Raw genomic sequence first — 26288 nt, forward strand, 5'->3', positions numbered from 1 at the left:
GTGCTCGGGGTCAGCGGAACTGCTGGGTGCCGCGCACGCTGTCGTCGTCGAGGACGCGGGGGAGGGTGTCCTCCACCTGCTCGCCGGTGGACGACGTCACGCGCACGGTGAACGCGCCTTCGCCCATTCCGCCCGACTCGACGAAGTAGTTGTAGTCCTCGCGCGGCACGTTCTTCCAGGCGCCATCGCCGCGTCGCCACTCGAGCTTCGAGATGGGCAGCCGGTGGTTGCGGACCTGGATGGCGGTCCACCACGGGTTGCTGCCGTTCTTGAAGTGGTACTCCAGGTTGCCGGCGACGTCGCAGGAGACCACCTTCCAGGTGATGTCCACGCGGCCCAGGCGCATCTCGGCGATCTTCGCGAAGGCCTCGCGGCTCAGGTCCAGGTGGCCCGCTTCGCATTCGGGGCAGCGGTCGACGATGCGCACTCGCACCGAGCCGCTGGGGCCCTGGATGTCCACACACTGGCCACAGGCGGCACTGTTGGCGTACTGGGGCGTGTTCATCGCCGCCACCATCATGTCGTCCGGGCTGGCGTCGTAGCTGCAATTGCCCGCGCCGGTGGCGTCGTAGAACGTCGCGATGCCCTTCTGCTCCTCGCCCAGGGGCACGCCTCCGCCGGAGGGGTCATCTTTTCCGCAGCCGCCGCAGGCGAGGAGGGAGGCGGCGAGGGGAACGAGCAGCACTCGGGAGGACAGGTGGGATGGGCGCATACGTGGCGGAGGATACCGCAAGGCGTCCTCCCGGTGCCCAGGCCCGTTGCCTGGAAATGTCGGTGCAATGACTTGCAGGCTGCTAGCGTGCGGGCGCTGTTAGCGAACCAGGGGGTTGTCACGTCATGCGAAGCTTCCGACGCGCTGTCTCTCTTTGTGCGGCGATGGTCCTTCCGGCCTGTGGTGTGGAGGAGCCCACGGGCGGACTCGATGAGGTGTTCGACGTCCGCGAGGCGGAGCTGGTCTCGGCGGTGTCCCGTGGATGTGTCTTCGAGCTCACCTCGGTGGTGCGCGCGGGCACGCTTCCGCCCATCCACGACATCTTCCTGAGCCGGCTGGCCTCCGGGACGTGCGCGTGGCCCGCGGCCAGCATCGGGCTGGGCACCTCCATCAACTCCACGCCCAGCCTGTCCCTGGTGGCCAATGACCTGGGCGTGGTGGCGGGCTTCACGGTGAAGAACGGCTACAGCGGCAGCTCGCCCAGGACCGTGGGCATCAAGCACGTGGACCCGGAGCTGCTGACGGTGGTGCGCAACACCGGCTTCGCCGTGTACCTGGGCACCGGCAGCGTCTTCCTGGGCTACCTGGCCATCGGCGCGGACGGCACCACGCTCACCGCGGGCGGGACGAAGGCGGGCATCATCAGCCCCACCGAGACGGGCAGCGGCAGCAACTTCATCGCGACGTTCCCGGACTTCTTCACCAGCACCACCCCACCCAGCGTCGTCGCGTACTGAGCGCGGCCGTGGGCGGACCGGGCCTCCAGGTGATTCTCGGAGACGGAGAGGATGGGGTTGGGGTTCTCAGCGCGTGAGTCTTTGTCTGGCTGCGATTCCGGATGCAAGACATTGCGGGGGTGGTACGGTGCCGCCGCCACATTCCTGAACCGGGGGTTGTCACGTCATGGGGTTCCTCAAGAAGTCTGTCTGTCTTTGTGCGATGTCGGTCCTCTCCGCCTGCGGTGGGGAGGCTCCCGGGAGCGAGCAGGAGGCGTCACTGGAGGCTCGGGAGGCGGCGCTGTCGTCCACGGCGACGTCCAGGGGCTGCACGTTCGAGGTGACGTCGGTGGTCGTGACGCAGGCCCCGGTGCCTCCCGTCACCGAGAACAAGCTGCACCGGCGCGCGTCCGCGTCGTGCCCGTGGGCGGCGGCGAGCCTGTCCCTGCCCTCGTCCAGCGGCTATGCGCCCCCGTCGCTGTACGTCGCGGCCAACGAGCTGGGCGTGGCGGTGGGCCTCACCTACAAGAGCAGCTACGGCGGCGGGCCCTACCGCACGCTGAGCTTCTTCCACGTGGACCCGGAGACGATGACCATCGTCCGGCGGGATGGCCACCAGGTGTCCGGCACGATTGACCTGACGTCGGTGGCCATCGAGCTGGACGGCACGACGCTGACGTCCTACGGGACCAAGGCCGGCGTCATCTACGGTGAGACGGGCACCGGCCCGGAGTTCGTGGTGTCGTACCCCGACTTCTTCACCAGCACCACGCCGGGCACCGTCCTCGCGTTCTGAGCGGGCGTGCCGGAATGAAAAAGTGGGGTGGAAGGCTCCCCCAGTGGGCCTTCCACCCCACGACCCCCGACAGCGAACCTCTCTTCAGCGACCGCGCGCCGAGGCACCCGACAGCGCGCGGGCCTGCGTCACCAGCCGGACGAACTCGGCGCGGTCCGCGTCACCGCCCACGGCGCCCTCGGCCAGCTTCTGCGCGGTGGCCAGGCTCCAGCCCTCGGCGGCCGGGTTGCCGCGCAGCACGTCGGCGGTGGCGGCCACGGCCAGCGCGAAGCGGAAGTCGGGCGAGGCGGCCTCCAGCGAGTCGCGCAGCAGCGAGCGCTCCAGCGGGAAGGCCTGCTCGGAGGCCTCCGTGCCGTTGGGCGCCTTGGCGCGCACGCGCACCGTGGCCAGCGACTCCCTGGCGCCCTTCACCAGCTCCACCTCGTACAGCGCCGTCACGTTGTGGCCCGCGCCAATCTCACCCGCGTCCACCTTGTCGTCGCGGAAGTCCTTGTCCGCCACGTCGCGGTTCTCGTAGCCGACCAGGCGGTAGCGGCTCACGGCGGCGGGGTTGAACTCCACCTGCAGCTTCACGTCCTTGGCGATGACCTCCAGCGTGCCCGTCAGCTGCGTCTCGAAGACCTTCTTGGCCTCCTTGTAGCTGTCCACGTAGAAGCTGTTGCCGTTCCCCTTGTCGGCCAGCTTCTCCATCATGTCGTCACGGTAGTTGCCCATGCCGAAGCCCACGGTGGTGAGGGTGACGCCCTCGGCCACGTACTTGCGGATGCTCTCCAGCATGGACTCCGGGGACACGCTGCCGATGTTGGCGTCGCCGTCGGTGAGCACCACGACGCGGGAGACGACCTGCCCGGACGCCTTCTTCACCGCATGCTTGTAGGCCATCTCCATGCCCGAGCCCATCGCCGTGCCGCCGCCGGACTCCAGCCCGTCCAGCGCCGCGTGGATGCGCTTGACGTCCGTGGCGGGCGTGGGCGCCAGCACGTCCCGCGTCGAGCCCGCGTAGGTGACGATGGCCACCGTGTCGTTCTCGTTGAGGTTCTTCACGGCGATCTTGATGGCCTCCTTGGCGAGCGGCAGCTTGTCCTGCGACGCCATGGAGCCGCTGGTGTCGATGAGGAACACCAGGTGCGCGGGCTTGCGCTGCGAGCGCGAGACGACCTTGCCCTGCACGCCCACGCGCACGAAGTGGCGCTTCGAGTCGAACGGGGAGGGCGCCGCCTCCAGGTGCACCGTGAACGCGCCCTTCTCCGGCGGGGCGTAGCGGTACTTGAAGTAGTTGACGAACTCCTCCACGCGCACCGCGGAGGCCGGCGGCAGGTTGCCCTGCTGCAGGTAGCGGCGGGCCACCGTGTACGACGCGGTGTCCACGTCCGCGGCGAAGGTGGACAGCGCGTCCTTGGCCGTCTCGGTGAAGGCGTTGGGCTTCCAGTTCTCGAACGTGTTGCCCTGGTGCGTGGTGTCCGCGTCCGCCGGGGCCAGCGTGTCCTGCGCGGGCTTGCGCGTGGGGAGGCTGGGCATGCTCTTGCTGGGGCCGGGGGCCGCGCGCTTGGCGAGCTCCATGGCCCTGGGCGCGGCGCCCGCGCCGCCCAGCGTGGCGGGGCTCGGCGGAGGAGGCGCGGCCATCATCACTGCGCTCGGCTCCTCCATGGGCGCGCCTTCCACCGCGGAGGACTCGTCGTGCTCGGTCTCGGCGAACGTGTGGGGGTCGGCCTTGGGCGCCTCGGGCCGCATCGCCTGCGCCACGGCGCCCGCGGGGGCCTTCTCCCTGCGCTCGTCCTTGGCGCCGTCCTGCGCCGAGTCATCTCGGTGGGCGGCCCGGGGCTTGTAGTCGGCCTGGGGGGCCACGGAGAGGCCCTCCGCGGTGGGCTTGGACGACGTGCACGCCGGCAGGGTGCAGGCGACGAGCAGGGCACTTCCCCACTGGCTCAGGCGGCGCTTCAGGAAGGACTGGGACATGCGTTCTCCGGGGGACGGATACGACGTTCGCCGCTTCGAAACGCACGACCTGGGAAATGGGTCTATTCCCCCGGATTTTCCCGTGACAGGGTGCCCCCCATGGAGACCTCGAGACCCTTTCGAATCCTGGGCGTCCAGCAGATCGCCATCGGCGCCGCCGACAAGGCCCCCCTGCGCAAGCTGTGGGTGGACCTGCTGGGCCTGACGCCTCACTCCACCTATCGCAGCGAGCGCGAGAACGTGGACGAGGACATCGTCACGGCCGGTGCGGGCCCCTTCAAGGTGGAGGTGGACCTGATGCAGCCCATCAACCCCGAGGGCAAGCCCCGGGTCCACGAGACGCCGCTCAACCACGTGGGCCTGTGGGTGGATGACCTGCCCGTCGCCGTGGCGTGGTTGGAGAAGCAGGGCCTGCGCTTCGCCCCCGGCGGCATCCGCAAGGGCGCCGCGGGCTTCGACATCTGCTTCGTGCACCCCAAGGCCAACGAGCAGTTCCCCTACAGCGGAGAGGGCGTGCTCATCGAGCTGGTGCAGGCCCCGCCCGAGGTCGTCTCCGCCTTCGAGAAGCTGGCGTCAGCTTCCCACTGACGTCAGCGCTCCACGCGGGCGCTTCGTCACGGCCCGGAGCGCGCTCTTCACCAGGCGCTCCAGCCCGTCCCACGCCAGGCACAGCATCCACGTGGCGACGATGAGCACGGCGGTGAGCAGCCAGTACTGGGGCCAGTCGCTCTTGTCCCCCCAGAAGCGCTGGAACGAGAAGACGCCCCCCAGCCGGTAGAACAGCAGCATCTCGTGGAAGAAGTATGCGGAGAGCGACGAGGTGCCGAACACCTCGATGAACCGCCGCAGGCGCGAAGGCGCGCTCGCCTCCGCCACGCGCCCCTCCAGCCACATCAAGCCGAGCAGCACCGCGCACACCCACGCGAAGCGCGCCGCGGAGTTGGACGGGTTGGCCACGAAGAAGCGGTGGTGCGGGTAGAGCTGGAAGAGGAAGTCGCCGGACGCGGCGCCCACGGCGCCCACCGTCACCAGCGCCAGCAACGCCAGGGCCAGCGCGCGGCGGCCCCACGCGCCCGCGAGTGTCCCCGCGAACGCGCCCAGCCACCCGAAGCCCAGCCAGGGCAGCAGGGGGAACGGCGCGAAGGAGGACTTGTTCGTCAGCGTGGCCCACGGCCCCGTCACCTGTTCCCCCAGCGGCGCCACCGCGAAGACGGTGAACGCCAGCGCGAGGCTCAGGCCGGCCAGCGCGCGGGGACGCGAGGCGAGCAGGGCGGCCACCGGCAACATCAGGAGCAGGCACACGCCCACGCACTGGAGGATGTCCATGCGCAGCAGCCACTTCGGCTCGCTCAGCAGGGGGAACCAGGCCCAGTTGACCAGCGAGGCCACCAGCAGCACCTCGCAGGCGCGGCGGAGGTTTCGCGGCACGCGCTCGCGCAGCTTCCCGGCGGCGGCGCTGCGCACCATGACGAGGGCCAGGGCGAAGCCCGCGGAGAAGATGAACGCGGGGGCCACCAGCCCGTCCACCTTGAGCAGGCGGCCCACCCAGACGCTCTTGCGCAGCTCCGGGGTGAGCAGGGCCAGCGAGTGCGTCTGGACCATGAACAGCACGGCGATGCCGCGCAGCCAGTCGATGGCGCGCACGCGCTCTTGGGACACGGCGAAGGGGGGGGATGGGCTCACGGCGGGCGAACCCTACGGCAACCCCAGGCGAAGGTGTATGGGGAGCGGGCTGGCGGGCCCCGGACGTGAAAGAATGCGCCCCGGGCTGGCCGGGATTAGAGGCTCCGGACGGCGTCACGCGTGGCAGGAGGCCCCTTGAGCGAGGAAGTCAGTCGGAGAGCGGCGCTGCGGTTGCTCGCGGTGGCGGGGGCCACCACCACGGCGAGCTGCACGAAGAGCCCGGGAAAGGCAGAGGAGCAGGGGATGAGCCAGTCGTCGAAGGGGAGTGAAGCGCCACCCGTCATCCTGGGCATGGGCCCCCTGCGGGGCATGCCCTGGCCCACGCCGGACCCGTTCCTGTTCTGCGTCCACCACGTCGACGCCTACCCCCAGGGCAACGAGCAGCTGGGGCCCACCGCGTCGCTGGCGGGCCGGCAGCTGGGCCAGGACTTCGAGGGTCGCGACGGCTGGAACATGTACCACGGCACCGTGGTGCCGGGCTTCCCGCAGCATCCGCACCGGGGCTTCGAGACGGTGACCATCGTCCGCAGCGGGCTGTTGGATCACTCGGACTCGCTGGGCGCCGCGGCGCGCTTCGGCGGCGGGGACGTGCAGTGGCTCACGGCGGGCAGCGGCGTGCTGCACTCGGAGATGTTCCCGCTCCTGAAGAAGGACGCGCCCAACCCCGTGGAGCTGTTTCAAATCTGGCTCAACCTCCCGCGCGCCGACAAGCTCGTGGCGCCGCACTTCTCCATGCTCTGGGACCACGCCATCCCCCGCCACGTGGCGAAGGACGAGGCGGGGCGCACCACCGAGGTCACCGTGGTGGCCGGCAGGCTGGGGGACGCGAAGCCGCCGTCGCCTCCGCCGAAGTCCTGGGCCGCGCGGGTGGACTCGGACGTGGCCATCTGGACGGTGAAGCTGTCGCCCGGCGCGCGCTGGACGCTGCCCGCGGCCCAGCGCGGCAGCAACCGCTTCGTGTACTTCTTCAAGGGCTCCACGCTGAAGGTCGGCGGCCGGGACGTCCCCGCCCGGCATGTCCTGCAGCTGCGCCCGGACGCGGACGCGCTGCTGGAGAACGGCCCGGACGAGGCGGAGCTGCTCATGCTCCAGGGGCGCCCCATCAACGAGCCCGTCGTGCAGCACGGGCCGTTCGTCATGAACTCGCGGGAGGAGATCGTCCAGGCGTTCAACGACTACCAGCGCACCCAGTTCGGCGGGTGGCCCTGGAAGAGCGACGACCCGGTGCACGCGCGCGAGGAGGGGCGCTTCGCCCGGCACGCGGATGGCCGGCTGGAGCGGCCGGCCTGACGAGTCCCCCGCGCCCCGTGCGTGATTCCACCGGGGTGTCGGCCGAGTGCCGGCCGCCCGGTGGCAGGGTGGGCGAGGGGCCGCCCGCGCGCAGTGTCGTCGAGCGTGACAGTCGCGCGGCCACATGTGCATAGAAGAGAGGTGTCCGACTCCCCTGGCTCCTCTCCACCCGGCTCGCCGCCCGCGTCCTCCCAGAGAGGCTCCCGGCTGGCGTCCATCGCGGTGGCGAGCGCGCTGTTCATGGAGTTCGTCGACTCCACCGCGCTGTCCACCGCGCTGCCGACGTTGTCCGCGGCCTTCGGCACGGACCCCATCCACCTCAAGCTGGCGCTGACGTCGTACATCCTGGCCCTGGCCGTGCTCGCGCCGGCGAGCGGCTGGGTGGCGGACCGCTTCGGCCCTCGTCGCGTCTTCATGGTCGCGATGAGCGTCTTCCTGCTGGGCTCGGTGCTGTGCGGCTTCTCGCGCACGCTGCCGCAGCTGGTCCTCTTCCGCACGCTGCAGGGGTTGGGCGGCGCGCTGATGACGCCCGTGGGCAGGCTCATCGTGGTGGGCTCGGCGCCGCGCGAGAAGCTGGTGTCCGCGCTGAGCTGGTTCACCATGCCCGCGCTCGTGGGGCCGCTCATCGGTCCCCCCATCGCCGGGCTCATCCTGGGCGTGGCCGACTGGCCGTGGATCTTCTTCGTCAATGTCCCGGTGGGCCTGTTGGGCATGCTCGCGGTGGCGCGCTTCGTCCCGGAGCTGCCGCAGCCGCACCCGGGGCCCTTCGATTGGAAGGGCTATGCCATCGCCGCCGTGGCGATCACGCTGACGATTGTCGCGGTGGAGACGCTGGGCGTGGGGCTGGTGCCTCCGGAGACGCAGCTGGGCATGGCCCTGGTGGCCGTCGGCGCGGGGGTGCTCTACGTGCGCCACGCGCTGCGGCGCCATCGGCCGGTGCTGGACGTGCGGCTGGTCAAGGTGGCCACGTTCCGCGCCAGCATCGCGGGCGGAGGGCTGGTGCGCATGGGCCTGGGCGCGACGCCCTTCCTGCTGCCGCTGCTCTTGCAGGTGGGCCTGGGATGGGGCCCCTTCGAGGCGGGCATGATGACCATCGGCACGGGCCTGGGGGCCATGTCCTGCAAGCCGCTGGCGCCGTGGGTCATCCGCAAGCTGGGCTTCCGCGCCACGCTGACGGGCTCCAACCTGGCCGCCGCGGTGCTGACGGCCGTGCCGGCGTTGTTCCGCGTGGGCACGCCCATCCCGGTCATCGTCGTCACGCTGTTCGTCAGCGGCTTCGTGCGCTCGCTCCAGTTCACCGCCATCAACGCCGTGGCCTACGCGGACATCCCCCCGGAGAAGATGAGCCAGGCGTCGACCATGGCGGTGGTGACGCAGCAGATGGCGTTGAGCGTGGGCATCAGCTTCGGCGCGCTCATGCTGCACCTGGCGCGCGGGGCCGGCGAACTGCCCCTGACGCCAGACCGCTTCCTGATGCCCTTCATCGCCATCGGCGTGGTGTCCTCGCTGGCGGGGTTCTTGTTCCGCCGGCTGCCCGAGGACGCGGGCTCGCGCATCGGTGGACGCGCGGCCCGGGCCTCGTGAGGCACCCGGGCCGCGAGGAATGGCGGTGACTACAGGCCGTCGTGGTAGCAGAAGCCCATGGTGCGGTCGAAGCCGCCGGGCGGACGCGAGTAGCTGAAGTAGCCCAGCTCCTCACCCGGACCGCAGTTCGTGCGGGCCCGCTCGTAGCGCAGGCAGGTGGCGGTGCCCGTGCGGCCCAGGTCCAGGCACGTGCCGCGCGCGCCCTCGCTGCCGCAGAACTCGGCGAACGTCACGCCCGGGGTGCACGTGGAGCCCACCGGCGCGGTGTCGAACCGGAAGCCGAACGACTGCAGCACGGCCTGCGTGGTGCACAGGCCGTAGACGCCGCACATCATGCCCTGGGGACAGCCGGGGTCGGCGGCCAGGAAGTCACACGTCTGGGTGCACTGCGCGTTCTCCGACAGCAGATCCGTGCAGGTGTAGCCCTGCTCGCAGTCCGTCGACGCCAGCTCGTACTCGCTCGCGGCCGGCGTGGTGGTGCACGCCTCGCCCTGCGTCTTGGTCCCCAGCGAGCGCTCCAGCGTGCCGTCCGAGGCCACGTAGTTGGTGGGCACGCACGTGGTGTCCGGCAGGTTCGCCGTCAGCGAGCCCTGGCGGGGATCACACCCGCCCTGGCGCACGGTGTTCCACGTCGCGAAGCGGATCCACTTGCACTCCCCACCCGGCACCAGCGCGCTGCCCCAGAAGGGCGCGTTGAGGGGCGGGGCGTCCACGGCCTCGCGCAGCACCACGTTGGCCAGCGCGCCGATGGTCTGGTCGGGGGACACCTTCAGCGCCAGCAGCAGCGTGCCGGACTCGGCCACCAGGTCCTTCTGCGTGGCCGCGCCCGAGTCCTTGGTTCCGAAGACGCACTGGTCGCACGCGAAGGTGTTTCCGCCCGCGGTGGCCAGGTTGTAGAGGCCCGGCGTCGTGTCCACGTCCAGGCGGATGAACGCCCGGTCCCGGGCGGCCGGGTCTCCGAAGCTGCTGAAGTCGCCGCGCAGCGTGGGCTGGTTGGTATACATGACCGGCGTCAGCTCGATGCCATTGGCCATCTCCCCGAGGGTGATCTCCTCACAGCCCGGAGGCGCCGTCAGCAGCCTGGCCTGCTCCTCCAGGGAGCCCACCTCCTGGTGATTCGTCGCGGGCTCCTTCGTCGTCGTGGGCTCACAGCCCACCAGGCCCGCCAGCAACACCGCACCCCAACGCAAACCCTTCACGCTCGAAACAGCTCTGACGTAGGACGCCATGTGTCTCCCTTTCGCTCGAATGCTGACTGGAATGACATGGGCGCCGGTGTGCCGGCCTCCCATGCATTGGATTGAACGAGCGGGGGCCGGAATTGTCGCGGGAGATTTGTCAGGAGTGACTATTTTGTCTGGATTTCATGGTTCAGTGTGACTGAGTGTGCGATTGGTGTCACTCGTGGCGTGGCTCATCTCGCGGATGGGGTGGGATGGCCAGACGTGCCGGCTCCTTCCTTCGAGAGGAAGGGGCCGCCATGCTGCGGACTTCAGGGCTGGTAGTCATTGACGCGGAAGCCGCCGACCCAGGTGAACCCGTTCGGGTCCCTGGCCGCGAAGCCAATCACATACCGCTCACCGGCCAGGATGGTGTGCGCGGGAGGCGTGCCCCGCGCGTCCATGCCTCACCCCAGGCCGCGCGGCTCACGGCAGGAAGTAGCGGGCGCGGAAGCCGTAGAAATTGACGCTCGCGTTGGGGTCGCGCGTGCCGAAGCCAATCGTATACCGGTTACCCACCGTCACCGTGTGGGCCGGCTGGGACGCGGAGAAGATGGGGAAGCTGGTGAAGCCGCCGTTGAACGCCACACCCGAGGACTGCCAGGTGCCTCCGAAGCTGCTGAAGTAGATGGGCGCGAACGTCGTATCCCCCGTGCTCCAGATGGCCGCCTCGAAGTATCCGGCGGTGGAGTAGTCCAGGCCGTAGGCGATGACCTCCTGGATCTGCGCGCCGTTCGGGAGTTCCAGACCGCAGACGAAGGTGTTGCGGGTGGCGTTGGCGTTCACGGTGCAGGGGAAGAGGTTGTCCCCATCGGTCCGGAGCGTGCCGCCGCCACTGCATTGGCCCGTCGTCGCCGCGGCCGCGGTCCCCTGCGGCGTGCAGGCGATGGCGGGGATGGACACGTAGTACGTCCCGGCCAGCAGCTCCCGCGGGCCGGTCTGCGCGAGGGTGGCTGGCTTGGACTGGCAGCGGATGGACCCGTCCGGCGTGATGCTGCCGATGGCGTCCGCGCCGCACGTCCGCGCCACCGACTCCATCCTCGCGTCCGAGTACGTGGGCGCCGCTTGGGGCGAAGCCTTCTCGGTGACGACCACGGCGGGCGTCGTGGCCTGGGGGGCGACGGGCTCGCCGCGCTCCTCGGCGGAGGCGGTGGACAGCGTGACGAAGGCGGTGAGCGCGGTCAGCGCGTGCACGGTCGACAGATGACGAGGCATGTCGATGTCCTTTGGGTTCGGAGCGCGTGCGTGGGTGATCGCGCCCGAATGTCGATGGGACGACACATGCTGGAGTTGCTTCAATTGCTGCTTAGTCTAGCTGTTGTGAATCCTACGTTTCCCGCCGCACCTCGAGGATGATGCCCTCGGACTCGGGCGTGCCGAGCGAGACGAGCTGCTCCAGCTCTCCGCGGACCAGGAAGTTCGCCTGGGCGCGGTGATAGGGAATGTCGCCCTGCAGCTCCAGGGTGCGATGGACCTCCACCAGGGTTGCCTGGGGTTGGAGCAATCGCAGACGCACCCCGGAGGTCTCCGCCTCCGTGTCCTCGTCCTCCAGGTTTCCCAGGTCCGCGGACGCGGCCAGGGCCGCGGCGAGCGCGCGGGATAGCAGCGGCGCCGCGTTGCCCGGGGACTTCACCCACGCGCGGATGGACAATCGCAGCTCACAGCGCCGCCGCTCCAGGAAGCCCTCGGCGCGGGTCCCTCGCAGGTAGGCCACCACGGCCTCGCTGGCGACCGCGGGCGCGCGGTACAGGCGCAGCGTGGACTCCTCCACGACGTAGTCGTCGCCCCGACGCAGCGGACGGCCAGGAGGGGACTCCACCTCCACCACCTGTCCCGTCGCGTTCGCCGGCAGGGTGAAGTCCTTGCGCGTGCCATTGCCAGCCCAGCGATGCACCTGCGCGAAGTAGGACGGCTGTCGCAGCGCGGTGAGGTCATCGCCCTCGGGCAGCGTGAGCTTCATCCGCGAGGCGATGACCTCGACGAGCGCCTCCATCTCGACGGAGGGCCCTCGCGAGGGGCCGGTCGCGACCTCCACCGTCTCGGGAATCGCGGCGCGCAGCGCATCGTGGAAGTAGGACTCGATGGCAAGGAGCATGGGTGGGGGCTCGCTATCTCGGGAAGAGCGCGTAGGTCTCCTGCCGGGGGATGACGACCTGGAGTCCGGAGAGGGTGACCTCACCGGCCACGCGGGATTGGACGATGAGCTCGAGCGGTGGTGCTTCGCCCGTTCCTCCGGGCGGAGTGAGCACCGCCAGCGCCTGGGCGTCCAGGTGGACGACGCCGTCACCGTCCGGTGTCACGTCGAGCACCTTCGTACCCCAGCGCAACTGGAGCCGGGGCGGAGGCGGCGGCACGGGCACGATGGGGCGGAGGCGGGGACGGGCGCAGGCCCAGAGCGGCGCGGCTCCCGGGGCCTCTCCGGGCAGCTCGCTGTCGCGCGGCAGCCAGGGGCCGGTCGGCTCGGTGCGATGGAGCGTGGTGTCCGGTGTCACCGCTCCCGGCTCGGGTGTGCCGGACGCGGGCTCGATGAGGCTCCAGAGGACCTCTCCCTCGTCGGTGGTGACGACCACCCACCAGCGCCCCTTGTTCAGCGCGAGGGGCTTGGGGAGCGTGAAGGACACCCAGCGCGCGGGCCACGGCGGAGGCCCCGACGCCTCGAGCAGCAGTGGCACGGCGCTCCCCGGGAGCGGTGCCTCGTCGGGCCGGTCGTGCACGTCCGCGTGGAGGGCGACGGTGCCCGTCACCTGGCGCGTCCCCGGGCGCAGGTGGAGGTCCACGGCCGTCAACGCCCCCGGAGCACGCGACGCGATGAAGGCCTGTGCGGCGGAGCGCCCGGAGCCGCAGCGATGAGCGCGCGAGGGCCGCGCGGGTGGACGCGGTGTCAGAGGCAGGTGCTCGTCGCGCAAGGCGTGGCGCACGTGGAAGCGCACCTCCGACAGCGCGCGGTCCCTGGGGACGGAGACGCTCGCGATGGCGGTGCCGTCCGTGTCCAGCGCCAGCGTCCGCTCATCGGCGCCGTCGCTGAAGCGTCGGATGTCATCGAGCGTGTCCAGCGCGAGCCGGACGCGGTCGAACATGCCCAGCCCGGAGGCGCGCAGGGACACCGTCACGCGGCCCGCCTCGAGGTTCGCGGGCCAGGCGCGCTGGAGCGCCTGGGTGAGCACGTCCTCCATCACCAGCTCCTGGCGCGCGTTCATCGGGAGCGCCTGGTGGAAGAAGAGCGCGCCCGAGCCCGTGCCCGCGGAGGCGGTGAGGTCCGGCGGACGCGCGGGCGCGCGCAGGGTGAGGCTCGCGAGCTTCGTCGCCGACAGCGTCTTCGGCGTCCCCAACGGAGGATGGGAGTTGTTCGCCTCCACGAACTCCACCAGCAGGCGGCTGGCGAAGATGCCCGGCAGGGGCTCCACGGCGTTGACGCCCACGGTGTCGGACGGCGTGGGCGGATACCAGGCGCCGCCCTCCGCGATGCTGAGGCGGCCCTTCTTGGCCGTCTGGGTCGGTAACGCCGGAAGGGTCAGCTCCATCGAGGACAGGGGCCGCCGCGAGCCCCAGTCCAGGCTGAGCCAGGTGATGGCCTGGCTCGCGTCCACCACGTTCTGCCCGGTGCTCGTGGCCAGCGTGGCGGTGGGAATCAGGTTCACCGTCACGTCGTCGCCCGGGGCGCGCAGGGCGAGCGACGCGCGCAGCAACACCACCCCCGCCGGCACCTCCAGCGCGACGACGAGCCCGGCCGGGTCCACCGGCACCTGCGCGGGCGTGGGAGGAGTGGCCGTTCCGGTATAGGTCAGCGTGGCGCCGACGCGCGTGTCGCTCATGGCAGGAGTCTCTGCGCCGCGGGGCTTCAGCGCGCGGCGTGCGGGAGGTTCGTCACGGTGGCGTTGGTGGCCTCGTCGGCGGGCAGGAGCTCCTGGAGCACCTGCATGGCGCCCTCGATGCGCAGCATCGTCTGCACCAGTCCCGTGCGCTTCGCATCCAGCTCCGCGAGCATCTTCTGTCCCGCCTCGTGCTCGGCCTTGAGGTCCGCGAGGCGCTTCTCGATCTGGCTCTTCATCCGTGCTGCTCCTGGTCGTGGAGGCGCCGCTCCAGCGCCTCGATGCGTGTGTCGTAGTGCGCCTTGAGCTCCTGGAGCGCTGCGATGGCCAGCACGCTGAAGGCCTCGTACGCGAGCCCCTTGAGCGGCTTGCCGTCCTCGAGCATGGGCGCGTCCGAGACGAGCTCCGGGAACAGGGGCTCCACCTCCTGCGCGACGAGCCCCAGCTGGTGATGGCCCGTGGACTTCAGGTCGAAGCTCACCGGGCGCAGCGCGAGCACGCGCGGGAGGATGCCCTGGAGCGACTCGATGTTCTCCTTGAGCTGGACGTCGGAGAACTTATGCCACTCACCATCCTGGGGCATGTAGCGGCCGTTGCCGCTGCTGTGGAACATGCGGAAGGTGCCCTGGCCCTCGTACGCGATGTCGATGTAGCGACCGGAGGTGTTCTCGCTGAGGCGGATGCCCACGTTCGCCTCGCGCTGCTGGACATGCAGGGGGGCCGAGGGCCGCGCCGCGCCGATGCCGACGTTGCCGTTGACGATGCACAGCCGCTCCGCGGTCCCCTGGAAGATGGCGAACGCGTCCCCGGGGTCGTTCTCGACGCCGATGACCAGCCGGCCATTCTCCTCGTCGCCCGGGAGCGGATTGGGGAGCCGGTAGTAGCGGATCCACGCGCCGTCGCCCGCGCCACCGAAGGCGTCCACGGGGAACTGGATGCCATTGCCCGTGGAGTTCCCGATGGAGGGCGTGATGGCGCCGCTGACGCGCAGGTTGCCCCCCTGGACGTCCAGCCGCGCGCCCGGCGTCTGCGTGCCGATGCCGATGTTCCCATCCGCGTTCATCCACAGCGTCGACGTGTTGTTGACGATGAAGGAGAACGCGTTGTTCGCGCGCGCACCCACGTCCCAGAACAGGCCGGAGGCCGTGCCGCCGCTCAGGCCATAGCGGATGGAGGCCCGCGACTCGCCCTTGTGCCAGACGACGTGGGGGTTGTTGATCATCAGCCCCGCGGCCTGCCCCGCGCCGATGGTGACGTGGGACATGCCGGGGGACCAGTCGCTGGTCAGGTTCACCACGAAGCGGTCGAACCCAGACGCGCCCCCTGGCAGCCGCACGTCCAGCGCGCCCTGCGGATCGTTGGTGTTGAGCCCCACGCTTCCGCCGGCCTTGATGTGCAGCCGAGGCGTGCCCGGGCCCGAGCCCGTCTCCGGGTCTCCTCCGTCCTCGGTGATCTGCAAGCCCAGCGCCGCCGAGCCGGGCTCTCCGCGCACCTGCCAGCTCTTGGTTCGGGTGCGCAGGAGCATGGACGCGCCCTCCGCGCCGCCCATCGTCTTGACGACGAGGCCGATGCCCCAGGTCTGGCTGCCCGAGGTGCGCACCTCCAGGGGCGCGGGGGCCTCGGTGTTCGGCGGTGCCACCACCAGCAGGCGCTTGGTCCCCGGCGCCGCGCCGATGCCCACGTTGGCGTTCACCGTCAGCGGGCCACTCAGGGTGCCCCCCGTGAGGGACAGCTTCTGGGCCTCCAGGTCCAGGAAGCGCGTGGTGACGTCGACATTCCTCACCACGAGGGTGTCGGTGGCCTCGACGCGGGTCACCTTCAATATGGCGGAGGGGGAGATGCTGTCGCCCGCGAGCTGCTTGCCATCCAGGCCGCCGCGGTGGGTGTGGTTGTGGATCTCCGCTCGCGCCTGCAACTGCATGTTGTTCCAGGTGTCCGCGAGGATGGGGTCACCGGGACGGGCGGGGTAGTAGGGCTGACTCATGGCTGGAACCTCGAGGTATCGAAACGGGTGCCGTCGAAGACGCCACCCCAGGTCAGCGACTCCTGGGGCGCGGGGAACTGTTCGTGCAATTCGATGTGGGAGCCGAACGACGTCAGCGCGTCGGTGGGGACGAGCCGCTCGGAGAAGTCCGCCTCCAGCACGACGCCCAGCGGGCCCTCGCGCGCCACGAGCGCCTCGGCGGGCATGGGCAGCGTCAGCTCGATGCGCGTGCGCACGCCGGCGCACCGTCCGTACTCCAGCGCGGCGGTCAGCTCCTGCACCAGCCCTGGCAGTCCGGGCGTCACGCCCTCCTCGTTCGGCTCCAGCAGGTGCGGCGGGATGTGGTCCGCGGGGATGCGCAGCGAGAAGGTGGCGGGGGACACCTCCGTCCAGTCGAAGCGCAGCTCCAACGGCGGGGTGTCCCGCTGGGGCAGGGCCTGGGCCTCGGCCTCGAGCACGTCCTCCTCGCTCCACCCGAGCAGATAGGCGCGCACCTCGGGCCGCTCCAGCGTGCCGTAGGTCCAGTGGCTCTCGCCGGGCGGCAGCTCCGGCAGCCGATGGTCCTCCTTGAACACGGAGAAGCGGGAGTCCACCGCGTCGAAGCGCGTCGGCGGGCTCGTCCCGTTCTCGTCGGAGAAGCGGGTGGGGTGGGCCAGGATGATGGGCCGCTCCACGGGGACGCCGTCGAGCATGGGCGCGAAGCCGTCCCGCAGCTTCAGCGTGGCGCCCTGGGGGATGCGGCCCAGGTAGATGAGGTCGAGCCCGGACTCCGCGTGCCGCAGGATGGGGACCGCGACCTCGCGCGACGTCGCCCGCAGGGTGATGGTGGGCATCGCCGTCGCGAGCCCCGCGTTCGTGGTGAGCAGCCGCTGGCCGCCGCTCACGTCGCGGAAGCCGGCGGTGGCGGGCGTCTGCGGATTGTCCACCAGCTCCAGGGTGAGCGGCCGGGAGGTGCCGTCCTTCCGGGGCACGACGAGCCGGGCCACCGTCCGGCCTTCCTCCCACGTCACCGCCGGAGGTTGCCGCGCCATGTAGACCAGGGAGACCAGGCGCAGCAGCGCGGACGCCGAGCCCAGGCCCGTGCGGTGCAGCTCCACCACCGTCGCCAGCCGCGTGCGGAAGTACTCGGCGGACTCCCCCCGGCGCGGCAGCAGCCCGTGGAGCGCCCCGAGTCGCCCCAGCTCGGAGAGCGCCTTGTCCGCGGGCGACTCCGCCACGGCGAAGCCCCGGGCCAGCGTGTACCAGCGCGAGCGCATCAGCCGCGTCAGCCCGCCCTCCATCTGCTCCAGCTCCAGGGCGAGCGTGGAGAAGAACTCGTTGAGCTTCGTCCCCGATTGGAGGACCGGGGGAAGGTAGCCGACCATGCGGCGTCTGCGCTGGTCCGCGCTCATCCGACCCCCACCAGCTCCGCTCCGCCGAACACGAGGCGCAGGTCCGCGGACACCTCGAGCTGCGTCACCTCCTCGGTGAGCGCATTCGCGGAGGCGGCGGAGACCAGGGCCACCGTGGTCCCCGACGGCAGCGTGACGTCACAGCCGAGCAGCCCCGCGACGTGGGCCTGCGAGCGCAGCGCCTCCTCCAGCTTGCCGCGCGTGAGGTACGTCGGGATGGAGGGGCGCTGCTGCGCCTCCTCGGTGAGCCGCGCCGCGTGGACCTCCATCGCGCCGCGCAGCGCGTCGCGCACCTGCTCCGCCGTGCGCGTGTCGCCCTGCGCGAGCGTGACGACCAGGTCCAGCCGCCACGTCGGGGGGCGCAGCCGGGTGATGCGCGGCGGCTTGCGCACCAGGTCCACGCGCGCGGCCTCGAGCGACTCCAGCCGCCAGTCCCGGTTGGCCCCATACAGGCGGCTGGTGGACTCCAGCACGAGCGTCTTCCCGAGCGCGGCCTCGGAGGCGGTCCCCCACACGTACGTCTCCACCTGGATGTCGGAGATGCGCCGCACCGCCGGGTCGCCGTAGAACAGCGCCTCCAGCTTGCGCCGGCTCACCGACGCGCCCACGGGCAGCTCCCGCATGTAGCTGGACAGCTTCTGCTGGAGCTCGCGGCGCAGCCGGTCGAACGTCGCCTCGTCCATGGCGTCGTCGTTCGGCTCCACCTTGAAGTCGAGCAGGAAGAAGATGGTGCGCGCATAGCGCAGCCGCACCAGGATGCCCGCGGCCTTGGACTCGCGGATGGCGGCCTCGACGCGCCGGACGCCCTCGACGTCCGACTCGAAGTCCGTGTCGCCCACCAGCACGTCGACGACGCCAGGCGGCGCGTCCGCGGGCTCTCGCACCGTGACGTGTTGGACCCCTTGCTTGCGCACCGCCGCGGCGATGGACTCCAGCGTGCCCTTCTCGCCGTCGCGCATCGCGGTGCGCGCGCGGGCGCGCAGGTCCGTGTCCGTCTCGTCCTCCGAGTCCCGGCGCAGCGGGGCCGGGTTGGAGACGGCCTCGATGCCCAGGATGGGCCGGGGCATCAGCGTCAGCTGGAAGGGGTTGATGACGGGGGGCGCCTGACGCGCGTCCTCGTCGTCCGACTGGACCTCCTGCACCGGGATGAGCACGCGCGTGTCGCCCTTGCGCAGCGTGGCGTCCTCCCGCGTCTCGAAGAGGGGCAGGGGCTGGCCGTCCGCCGCCATGCCCGTCACCTGGCGTCCGGCGGGGATGCCGATGTCCTCCGGCGCGGGCGCGGCGCGGCTGAGCTCCACCTCCCCGGTGAGGCGTCCGGCGCGTGCGCGCGTGAGGCCCAGCACGGCCACCACGTTGTCCAGCGCCGCGCCCTCGGCGGTGTCCAGGTAGCCCGAGCGGTGCGCCAGCTCCATCATCGCGTAGAACGTCGCCATCTCCCGCGCGTACGCCTCCGCGAGGGTCCGAGCCATGCCTCCGGCGTTGGGGTCCGTTCCGGCCCCCATGTTCGCCAGCAGCCGCTCGACAATGGCGCTGAACGTGGTCGTCTCCGGAGGGATGAGGCTCAAAAGGAGATCTCCCACGTCATCTTCATGACCATGTTGGAGCCCCGGTTGACCTCCTCGAAGCGCACGCGGTTGAAGAGGATGGGCGCCCCCGTCCCCAACGTGACGAGGATGCCGGCCTCCGTCAGGGGCTGGACCGTGGACTGGGCCGGCGGCGGGGGCAGGGTGGCCGTCACCAGGGCGCGCACCGTGCTGGTGCCGTCGCCGAGGATGACCTCCTCCACCTTGGGCGCGGTGTCCGCGGCCAGGTCCACCTGGTTGTCGAGCTTGATGTTGGAAGGCATCGGCTGCGTGGTGCCGGTGCCCACGGCGATGGACCAGCTCGTGGTCAGCGCGTTGACGCGCCCCATGAGCAGCTCCGCCACCAGTCGCTTGCCGGCGATGGTGATGAGGTTGGGGACCTTGCGGCGCTCCATCAGCGTGCCGTCCAGGTTCAAGAGCTCCAGGGTCAGCACTCCGTTCATGCCCTGCGTTTCCTTGCCGTTCATCACGCTCTCCCGAAGTCGTGTCCGTACCCCGTGTGTCCCGCCGCGCTCAGCCCAGGTCGAGCGACAGCCCCAGCTCCACCGGGTCGCCGGTGATGGCGCGGATGCGCGCCCGCACCTCCACGGCCCCCGGGAGGTCCGGCCGCGCGGAGACGGTGAGCTGCAGCACCTCGTCCACGCGCGGGTCCTCCTTGATGGCCTGCCGCACGTACCTGCGCAGCAGGTCCAGGTTGGCGCGGTCCAGCGGCTCGCCGATGAGGTCCGCCACCCGGCTGCCGTAGCGCTGGTGGCCCAGCTGCTCCAGGTGTCCGCGGTAGACGAGCAGCCGCATCGTCAGGGCCTGGATGAGGTTGTCCTTGCCGCTCACCGTCGCGGCGCCGCCGTCGTCGGACCAGTCCAGGTCCACGCCGCCCGACTCCTTGAAGGAGAGCCGCAGGTCGGTCTTGAGCGCGTCCGCCATCAGAGCAACCTCCCCGGGCCCGCGGTGGCGCCGGGCGAGCTGGGGATGCCCGGGGCAACCTTCAGGCGCGTCATCATCTGCGTGAGCGCGTCGGCCAGCGTCTGCGCCATCGCGCCCGCCAGGTCCGGCGCGTTCTCTCCCCGGATGCCACCGGCCTGGAGGAAGCCGAGCGCAATCGGCTGGAGCATGGGCTTGGCGGGCGCGGCGCCCATGAGGCTGCCCGGCGACGTGGTGGTGAAGCCCGCGATGGCCATCCCCGGCGCCACCATCACCGTCGTGGTGAAGAGCACCAGGGCCTGCTCCACCGTCTGCGCGATGGCCTTCGCCAGCGCGTCGCGCTGCTCGCCGTTGAGCTGGTTGGACGCGAGCAGGCCCTTGGCGATGGGCTCTATCTGCGACGCGCCGGGGCCGCCCGCGGGCGGGGGCAGCATCATGCCGGGTCCCGCGGTGCTGCCGGCGCCCGGAGGCGGAGGCGCGGCGGCGGGGATGCCTGGTGACACGATGGCCATGTTCGCGAAGAGGGTGAACGCCTGGCCGCAGGCGTCGCCGAGCGCGGTGGCCAGGTCCGGGGCGTTCTCTCCCCGGAGCCCCGCGGACTGCATGGCGCCCTTCGCCAGGCCGCCTATCTCGCTTCCGCTCGGTGCGGGCATGGTTACTTGGCCTTCACGTCCTGCGAGCCCTTGAGCGGCGCGCCGGTGAAGTAGCACTTGTGGCTCTGCTCGGTGATGACGCCGCTGCCGCCCTTGCCCAGGTCGATCTTCCCGGACGCGTCCACCGTGCAGTCGGTGCACTTGAGCTGCACGTTGCCCTCCACCTCCAGCGACAGGTCCGTCTTGCCCTTGATGGTGATGACGTCGTCCTGCTTCACCGTGACGACGGTCTCCCCGGCGGTGATGACCACCGACTGCTCCTGGTCGATGGCGATGGACGTCTTGCCGTTGGGGGGCGAGACGACGCGCCACTCGTCCGCCTCGTGGATGGGCGGGTTGAGCTTGTCCGAGTAGAGCCGGCCGGTGATGACGGGGCGGTTGGGGTCGCCGTTGAGGTACGTGATGACGACGAGGTCCCCGGCGTGCGGCGCGCTCACCATGCCCAGGTGCGGCGTCGCGATCGGCACGCGGCGCAGCTCCAGGCCGCTCTCGCGCAGCTTCACGTTGCACTCGTGGTTGTGCGCGTCGCCGTCCGCGTGGGGGAAGGCGCTCGTCACCACGCCCAGGTCTCCCAGGCGCAGCGAGGCCAGCTCGTCGCGGATGATGGCGCGGATGATGGTGACCAGGTCGCTCATGCTCCGCCTCCCACGAGCTGGGGCGCGCTGGACGGCAGGGCGGTGAACGACTCGGTGCCGGGGGCGACGAGCGCTTCGGCCAGCTCCTTCAGCGTGTCCTTCAGGTCGATGACGGCCCCGCGCAGCGACGCGAGGGACTGCTTGGGCAGGTAGCCCTGGAGGACGACGGTGACGCCCGCGCGGATCTTCTCCAGGAGCTGGTGCGCCGCGTGCGCCGCGCCCGCCAGCGGGGCCAGGGGCTCCAGACCCATGTCGCGCATCTCCTGTTCGGACTTCTCGCCCAGCGCCTTGAGCCCATCGAGCGCGGGGTCCAGCGCGTCGAGCAGGTCCGGGATGGCCGCGACCTGCTCCAGCTTGCCGATCCACGTGATGATGAAGTCCAGCGCCTTGTCCATGCCGTCGAGGACGACCTTCACGGGGGCGCCGATGCCGCACTTGCGCACCAGCCGGACGATGGCGGCGACGGTGTTGGATTCGAGCAGCTCGTCCAGCGCGTCGATGAGCCGGGTGATGCCATCCACGATGTCGGCCGTCGTGCTCACGGGAGTTTCTCCAGGTCCTTGAAGGGGCCGAGCGGATCGAACCCGCTGATGACCTCGCCCAGGGCGACGGCCTCCTTGCCCACGCGCTGGACCTTGGCGAGGAAGTCTCCGGCGCCGGCGATGTCCTTGATGATTTCGAGCGCGTCGCCCAGGTCCAGGCCCGTCATCTGCTCCAGGATGTTGATGCCCTCGGTGGCGAGCTTCTCGATGAACTCGCCCAGGCTCCCCGCCTGGCTGAGCGACTGCACGAAGCCGATGATGGCGCCGGGGTTCACCTTGCCGAGCTTGCCGAGCAGGCTGCTGAAGTTGCCTCCGGTGAGCGAGCCCTTGGTGCCGTTGACCACCGAGCCCAGCTCGTCCGGCGACAGGTGGCCGAGCAGCTCCGGGTTCGCGTCCACCGCGTCCATGAGCGTCTCCGGCTTCTGGAGCACGCCCGCGGCGTCCGTGGAGCTCCTGGCCCAGGACTGCGCGTCCTGGGAGACGGCGTCGTTCACGGCGCCCACGCCCGCGTCCGCCTTGGCGGGGGGCTCGACGTACTCCTTCACGCGCAGGAAGAAGCTGAAGCGGCTCTGGTGGCCCGCGAGCTGGCGCACCTGGAAGTCCGCGATGAGGACGTCGGTGAGGTCCGCGCCGGCGATGGCGTCCGAGGCGAACGACAGGGGCGTCGCCTTCATCTGCGCCTGACGCAGCTCCTCCAGCGCGGCCTGCGGGTCCTCGCCGAGCAGCAGGCCCTCCATGACCACGGTGACGGGCTCGCGGCCCAGGTCCTGGAAGACGCTGCCGGCCTGCCCGGGCACGCGCTGCTGGACGAGGTTTCGCGCGTCCTCGGTGTAGATCTTCGTGAGCCCGATGAGCTCGATTCTTCCGATGCGGACGGGCATGTCAGAGCTCCAGCCGGGTGGTGAAGCCCGTGCGGGCGTCGAGCTGGTGGCGCACGGTGCGCACGCGGAGCACCTGTCCGGAGAGCAGGTCCTCCACGGGGTGTCCCTGGGGGATGTCCTTCACGGCGATGAGGTCTCCGGGTTGGACGGCGGGCGCGCCGAGCACGACGAGGAAGCCCTGGAGCTTGCGTGACGCCAGCGCGGTGACGCGGCCCTTGGCCTGCGCGGAGGCGCCGTCACCGCTGCGCACGGCGCCGTCCTTCACCTCGCGCGAGTGCTTGCCCACGGAGCCACCGCGGACCTGCCCCTGGTCACCCAGCGCGGCCTTGCCGTGGATGGGGGCGACGTCGTCCACCAGCCAGTGGGCCTTGCTGTCGCCCTGGGAGCTGGCCGCGCCCTCTCCCCAGACCTCGAAGCCGTCGATGGCGGGGAGCGCCTGGTGCAGCTGCGTGCGCAGCACCTGGGTACGGTAGACGAACGTGTGGTCCGCGCCGCCCTTCCTGGGCGCGGAGAAGTGCACCTGGCCTCTTCCGTTCGTGAAGACGTCGAAGCCGCACTGTTCGGCCAGGCGCTGGATGTGGCGCAGGGCGCGAGGGCCGCGGTGGAGCACGTAGCTGGGGAACGTCAGGCCGTCCTCGACGGTGCCCGCCTTCGCGCTCGCGAGCCCGAGCAGGTCTCGCACGATGGCGCCCGCGGACATCTGCTCGTAGGCGCCCGTGGCGTCGATGCGGGCGAGCTGGGTCAGCGCGTCGCCGCCGATGACGACGGCGGAGTCCGCGGCGGCGCGGGCCTCCAGCACCTGTCCGGTGAAGACGGTGACGGAGCCGTCACCCGGGTCCAGGGCGATGGTGGTGGATTCGCCGGGAGAGGGGAGCCCCGCGTCGGAGGGGACGAGCTCCACGGTGCATCGTCCGCCCACGCCGTCCATGGTCAGCTCGCTGGAGATGGAGCGGACGAGGGCCTGGCCCTGTCGGGAGGAGTTGGAGGCCCGGAGCGAGCCGATGCTCACCGTGTATCCGATGCCGGCCATGGCTCAGACCTCCAGTCCGTGGCGACGCGCCGACTCGCGGAGGATGTCCACCAGCGCGTCCTCCAGCGTGCGCCGGTCCATGCCCGTCGCAGTGTTGTCGGCGCCGACCTGCACGCTCACGTTGAACGTGTTCTGGACGGGGGCGCTGGTGTTGGGCTCGGTGCTCGGGGCGGGGACGGAGAGCTGTCGCGCGTGCTCCAGCAGCGGCGCCATCGCGTGGGAGACATCACGCGAGAGGGGGAGCACCGGCTGGGGGGAGGGCGCGGCAGCGGGCGACGGCGCTTCGGGAGGCGCGAACGTGAGTCGGGACTTGGGACGAGCGTGGGGAGTCGTGGGCGACGGCGGTGTGGGAGACAGCAGCTGCACGACGCGCGGGCGTGGGCCGGCGTCCGCGCTCGTGGGAGTACCGCTCGCGGCGGGCGAGGGGAGGGGGACCTCGAAGGCTCGCTCGTGCGGAGCCGGGAGGTTCGTCGCATCGGCGACGAGCGGCGGCGCGGAGGTTGGCGCGGGCACGGCGGCGCTGCGGGGAGGCAGGGCTCTCATGAGCCGGACGACCTGTCGCTTCGGCGAGGCCGGGTCCGTGGACTTGACGGTGATGCGGAGTCCTTCCGGTGCGGGTCTTGTTGCGGCGGAAGCAACGTGCGTCCCGGCGGAGACCTCGGGCCCTCGGGAAACGCTGGCGTGCGGCGATGCATCGGGGCGCGGTCCCACGGAGACGGACAGGGGAGTCGTGGCCGTGCCGCTTCCGTCATCGCTCGCGAACATCGAGGCGTCGGAGGACCACCCCCTGGGAACTGGAGAAGCTCCGAGGGACTCGGACGCCCGCGACGCAAATCCGTGTTGCACGCGCGGAGCGTGTTCATGTGTCGCGGAGGCACCGGTTCGCACCGAGTCACCCGACGAGGCGTGAGACGCGGACGCATCAGGGGAGAGCCCCCGAGCGGCGAGGGCGGCTTCGCTCGATGACGCAAGCGATGTGAGGTCGGATGCCCCATGCGCCGCATCACGGGATGAGGCCCAAGACGCGCTGGAGGCCGCTGCTCCATCTGCTGCGTGACTCACGACGGGATCGTGCCGAGCCTCGCGCGTCGCAACCATCGAGAGGGCAAGATCGCGCGCCCCGTGTGCTGTGTGACTCGCGCGCGAAGCGTGCTGCATCTCACGCGGCGCATCCGTTGAGAGGGCGAGGTCGCGCGTTCCCTGCGCAGTGTGACCCGCGGAAGGAGTTTGCTGCGCCTTGTGCGCGGCATCCGTCGAGCGGGCGAAGTCGCGCGGCCCAGGCGCAGTGTGACTCGCGGAAGGCGCTTGCTGCGCCTTGTGCACGGCATCCGTCGAGCGGGCGAAGTCGCGCGTCCCAGGCGCCGTGTGACTCGCGGAAGGAGCCTGCTGGGCCTTGTGCGTGCCCTCCGTCGAGAGGGCGAAGTCGCGCATCCCAGGCGCTGTGTGACTCGCGGAAGGAGCCCGCTGGGCCTTGTGCGTGCCCTCCGTCGAGAGGGCGAAGTCGAGCGGCCCAGGCGCTGTGTCACCCGAGGAAGGGCCTTGGGGGGCCATGTGCGCGGCCTCCGTCGAGAGCGCGAAGTCGCGCGTCCCATGCGCTGCCTGACTCGCGGCCACGCCCCGCTGGAGCTTGTGCGTGGCATCCGTCGAGAGGCTGTTCGGAACGGATGCTCGGGACGCAAGCCCCCGCGTCTCACTCGATGGGAAGAGGGGTGCTCGTTGGGGCGGCTCTACGTCCCTCGACGAGAGGCCTGAGGACGCCTCGTGTCCATGCGCGGGCTTCAAGAGGGCTCCGTCATTCGCCATGACGAGCGCTCCGGACCGCATGTGGACTGACGGGCTCGGAGTGCGAGCCCGGCGGGATGCTTCGGCTCCAGCCGTCGCGCTCGCGACGCTCTCCTCGACTGGCCCGGGACGTGGCTCCTCGATGGGACGCGGGAGGGGTGCGCCGATCTGCCGCGCGACCCCTTCGAGTGCACGCAGCGCTGGAGTGCGCAGGCGTGAGGTCAGCTCCGCGGTGGTGAACGTCGTTCGCATCAGTCGTCCTCCACCTGGATGACCACCGCATCGGGAAAGTCGGACAGCCGCGGGGCCCGCGATGCGGGGGCCTGCCGCGGAGGCGGAGCAGGAGGCTCCGTGAGGTTCAACATCATCAGCAGTCGGTCCACCTCGGAGGCGGGCGTCGCCCAGACCTGGGCGGGAGTCCATCCCAGGGCACGGCACAGCTTCAGCGTCATCTCCGCGAGGACCCGGGCCTGCTTGCCGGAAGCCTCCAGCATCCGGTCCTCGGGACTCGCGGGGTCCGCGTTGACGGTGACCACTGCCTCCAGCAGCGCCGCGGTGGTGGCGCCGTCCAGCGACTCCAACGCCACCGGGGGAACCCACTCGACAACCGACGTGTCGAGCATCCCCCGCAGATATCGCTCCAGACTCAGCTCGCGGGCACCATCGGCCAGCGTGACCAGGCTCGCCTCGAGCACCTGGGTGCGCTCGGCGAACGTCCAGGGGCGCAGCCGGGCACGCACCTCGCCCACCTGCCGCCATCCCTCGGGAAGCACCCCGACGGACGGCTCGCGAAGTCCACACAGCGCCCACCACAGCGCGAGCGGCGCCAGCTCCGTGAAGCACGACTCCGGAACGCCCGAGTCCCGCAGCACGTCGAGCGCGAAGCCCTCCGCGTCGAAGTCCAGCCCCGCGCCCTCCAGCCGCGCGTGCGAGTCCAGCGCGCGCAGGTGCGCCCCGAAGCCCCACCGTCGGAGCGGGACGCGCTCCCCGGTGGCGACCTCCACCTCGATGCTCCGCGAGGAGTCCTCGGTGTGGAGGCGGAATCGCCGGCCGTCGATCTCGATGGAGAGCGACGCTCCGGGCGACTCCGTGTGTGGGCTCGCGGGCGCCTCCCTCACGG

The 26288-nt window shown here is 71.0% G+C and carries 26 protein-coding genes; 5 read left to right on the forward strand and 21 right to left on the reverse strand.

Features of this window, described 5'->3' with window-relative positions:
- Window positions 1–10 precede the first annotated feature (10 nt).
- A complete protein-coding gene (locus K8640_RS39430) occupies window positions 11–712 on the reverse strand; it encodes an expansin EXLX1 family cellulose-binding protein (protein ID WP_223751789.1) in 702 nt (233 codons plus the stop codon).
- A gap of 164 nt (window positions 713–876) precedes the next feature.
- Here K8640_RS39430 and K8640_RS39435 point away from each other — a divergent pair, with 164 nt between their 5' ends.
- Together K8640_RS39435 and K8640_RS39440 are read left to right on the forward strand one after the other, a co-directional pair.
- The gene (locus K8640_RS39435; protein ID WP_223751790.1) at window positions 877–1449 is read left to right on the forward strand and encodes a hypothetical protein; all 573 of its coding nucleotides are present in this window, start codon (window positions 877–879) and stop codon (window positions 1447–1449) included.
- A gap of 202 nt (window positions 1450–1651) precedes the next feature.
- Window positions 1652–2224 carry a hypothetical protein gene (locus K8640_RS39440; protein ID WP_223751791.1) on the forward strand — a complete coding sequence of 191 codons (573 nt, stop codon included), beginning with the start codon at window positions 1652–1654 and terminating at the stop codon, window positions 2222–2224.
- A gap of 84 nt (window positions 2225–2308) precedes the next feature.
- On the opposite strand, the gene K8640_RS39445 is transcribed toward K8640_RS39440, so the two are convergent.
- Window positions 2309–4180, reverse strand: a complete 1872-nt coding sequence (locus tag K8640_RS39445; protein WP_223751792.1) for a von Willebrand factor type A domain-containing protein — start codon at window positions 4178–4180, stop codon at window positions 2309–2311.
- Between the two features lie 99 nt (window positions 4181–4279).
- On the opposite strand from K8640_RS39445, the gene K8640_RS39450 reads away from it, so the two are divergent.
- The gene (locus K8640_RS39450; protein ID WP_223751793.1) at window positions 4280–4768 is read left to right on the forward strand and encodes a VOC family protein; all 489 of its coding nucleotides are present in this window, start codon (window positions 4280–4282) and stop codon (window positions 4766–4768) included.
- Here the strand turns inward: K8640_RS39450 and K8640_RS39455 are convergent.
- The gene (locus K8640_RS39455) at window positions 4754–5863 is read right to left on the reverse strand and encodes a heparan-alpha-glucosaminide N-acetyltransferase domain-containing protein (RefSeq protein ID WP_223751794.1); all 1110 of its coding nucleotides are present in this window, start codon (window positions 5861–5863) and stop codon (window positions 4754–4756) included. The genes K8640_RS39450 and K8640_RS39455 overlap by 15 nt on opposite strands.
- Window positions 5864–6172: 309 nt before the next feature.
- Between K8640_RS39455 and K8640_RS39460 the strand changes: the two genes are divergently transcribed.
- A complete protein-coding gene (locus K8640_RS39460; RefSeq protein ID WP_223751829.1) occupies window positions 6173–7153 on the forward strand; it encodes a pirin family protein in 981 nt (326 codons plus the stop codon).
- A gap of 222 nt (window positions 7154–7375) precedes the next feature.
- Window positions 7376–8737, forward strand: a complete 1362-nt coding sequence (locus tag K8640_RS39465) for a DHA2 family efflux MFS transporter permease subunit (RefSeq protein WP_223751830.1) — start codon at window positions 7376–7378, stop codon at window positions 8735–8737.
- A gap of 29 nt (window positions 8738–8766) precedes the next feature.
- On the opposite strand, the gene K8640_RS39470 is transcribed toward K8640_RS39465, so the two are convergent.
- The 18 genes from K8640_RS39470 to K8640_RS39550 form a co-directional block, all read right to left on the reverse strand.
- Window positions 8767–9936, reverse strand: a complete 1170-nt coding sequence (locus tag K8640_RS39470; RefSeq protein WP_370640443.1) for a hypothetical protein — start codon at window positions 9934–9936, stop codon at window positions 8767–8769.
- Window positions 9937–10229: 293 nt separating this feature from the next.
- The gene (locus K8640_RS42750) at window positions 10230–10361 is read right to left on the reverse strand and encodes a hypothetical protein (RefSeq protein ID WP_255510287.1); all 132 of its coding nucleotides are present in this window, start codon (window positions 10359–10361) and stop codon (window positions 10230–10232) included.
- A gap of 22 nt (window positions 10362–10383) precedes the next feature.
- On the reverse strand, window positions 10384–11172 hold the full coding sequence (locus K8640_RS39475; protein ID WP_223751796.1) for a hypothetical protein: 789 nt from the start codon (window positions 11170–11172) through the stop codon (window positions 10384–10386).
- Between the two features lie 112 nt (window positions 11173–11284).
- Window positions 11285–12052, reverse strand: a complete 768-nt coding sequence (locus K8640_RS39480) for a hypothetical protein (RefSeq protein ID WP_223751797.1) — start codon at window positions 12050–12052, stop codon at window positions 11285–11287.
- A 13-nt stretch (window positions 12053–12065) separates the two neighbouring features.
- Window positions 12066–13769, reverse strand: coding sequence for a hypothetical protein (locus K8640_RS39485; RefSeq protein ID WP_223751798.1), 1704 nt, complete (start codon window positions 13767–13769; stop codon window positions 12066–12068).
- A gap of 26 nt (window positions 13770–13795) precedes the next feature.
- Window positions 13796–14005, reverse strand: a complete 210-nt coding sequence (locus tag K8640_RS39490) for a hypothetical protein (protein WP_223751799.1) — start codon at window positions 14003–14005, stop codon at window positions 13796–13798.
- Window positions 14002–15750: a tail fiber domain-containing protein gene (locus tag K8640_RS39495; protein ID WP_223751800.1), complete on the reverse strand. Its 1749-nt coding sequence runs from the start codon at window positions 15748–15750 to the stop codon at window positions 14002–14004. Before K8640_RS39495 ends, K8640_RS39490 begins: the two co-directional genes overlap by 4 nt.
- Window positions 15747–17141: a hypothetical protein gene (locus K8640_RS39500; protein WP_223751801.1), complete on the reverse strand. Its 1395-nt coding sequence runs from the start codon at window positions 17139–17141 to the stop codon at window positions 15747–15749. The genes K8640_RS39495 and K8640_RS39500 overlap by 4 nt, the downstream gene beginning before the upstream one ends.
- Window positions 17138–18721: a baseplate J/gp47 family protein gene (locus tag K8640_RS39505; protein ID WP_223751802.1), complete on the reverse strand. Its 1584-nt coding sequence runs from the start codon at window positions 18719–18721 to the stop codon at window positions 17138–17140. The genes K8640_RS39500 and K8640_RS39505 overlap by 4 nt, the downstream gene beginning before the upstream one ends.
- The gene (locus K8640_RS39510; RefSeq protein ID WP_141323100.1) at window positions 18703–19191 is read right to left on the reverse strand and encodes a hypothetical protein; all 489 of its coding nucleotides are present in this window, start codon (window positions 19189–19191) and stop codon (window positions 18703–18705) included. Before K8640_RS39510 ends, K8640_RS39505 begins: the two co-directional genes overlap by 19 nt.
- Window positions 19192–19237: 46 nt before the next feature.
- Complete coding sequence (locus tag K8640_RS39515) at window positions 19238–19648, reverse strand: GPW/gp25 family protein (RefSeq protein ID WP_141323099.1); 411 nt, start codon at window positions 19646–19648, stop codon at window positions 19238–19240.
- Window positions 19648–20298, reverse strand: a complete 651-nt coding sequence (locus K8640_RS39520; protein WP_223751803.1) for a hypothetical protein — start codon at window positions 20296–20298, stop codon at window positions 19648–19650. Before K8640_RS39520 ends, K8640_RS39515 begins: the two co-directional genes overlap by 1 nt.
- 2 nt (window positions 20299–20300) lie before the next feature.
- A complete protein-coding gene (locus K8640_RS39525) occupies window positions 20301–20933 on the reverse strand; it encodes a phage baseplate assembly protein V (RefSeq protein ID WP_223751804.1) in 633 nt (210 codons plus the stop codon).
- Complete coding sequence (locus K8640_RS39530) at window positions 20930–21475, reverse strand: hypothetical protein (protein ID WP_223751805.1); 546 nt, start codon at window positions 21473–21475, stop codon at window positions 20930–20932. Before K8640_RS39530 ends, K8640_RS39525 begins: the two co-directional genes overlap by 4 nt.
- Complete coding sequence (locus K8640_RS39535) at window positions 21472–22356, reverse strand: hypothetical protein (RefSeq protein WP_223751806.1); 885 nt, start codon at window positions 22354–22356, stop codon at window positions 21472–21474. Before K8640_RS39535 ends, K8640_RS39530 begins: the two co-directional genes overlap by 4 nt.
- 1 nt (window position 22357) lies before the next feature.
- Window positions 22358–23386, reverse strand: coding sequence for a hypothetical protein (locus K8640_RS39540; protein WP_223751807.1), 1029 nt, complete (start codon window positions 23384–23386; stop codon window positions 22358–22360).
- Window positions 23387–23389: 3 nt separating this feature from the next.
- Window positions 23390–23599, reverse strand: coding sequence for a hypothetical protein (locus K8640_RS39545; RefSeq protein WP_223751808.1), 210 nt, complete (start codon window positions 23597–23599; stop codon window positions 23390–23392).
- 1820 nt (window positions 23600–25419) lie between these two features.
- On the reverse strand, window positions 25420–26286 hold the full coding sequence (locus tag K8640_RS39550) for a hypothetical protein (RefSeq protein WP_223751809.1): 867 nt from the start codon (window positions 26284–26286) through the stop codon (window positions 25420–25422).
- Window positions 26287–26288 lie beyond the last annotated feature (2 nt).

The organism is Myxococcus sp. XM-1-1-1 (genome assembly GCF_020037095.1).
Classification (GTDB): domain Bacteria; phylum Myxococcota; class Myxococcia; order Myxococcales; family Myxococcaceae; genus Myxococcus; species Myxococcus fulvus.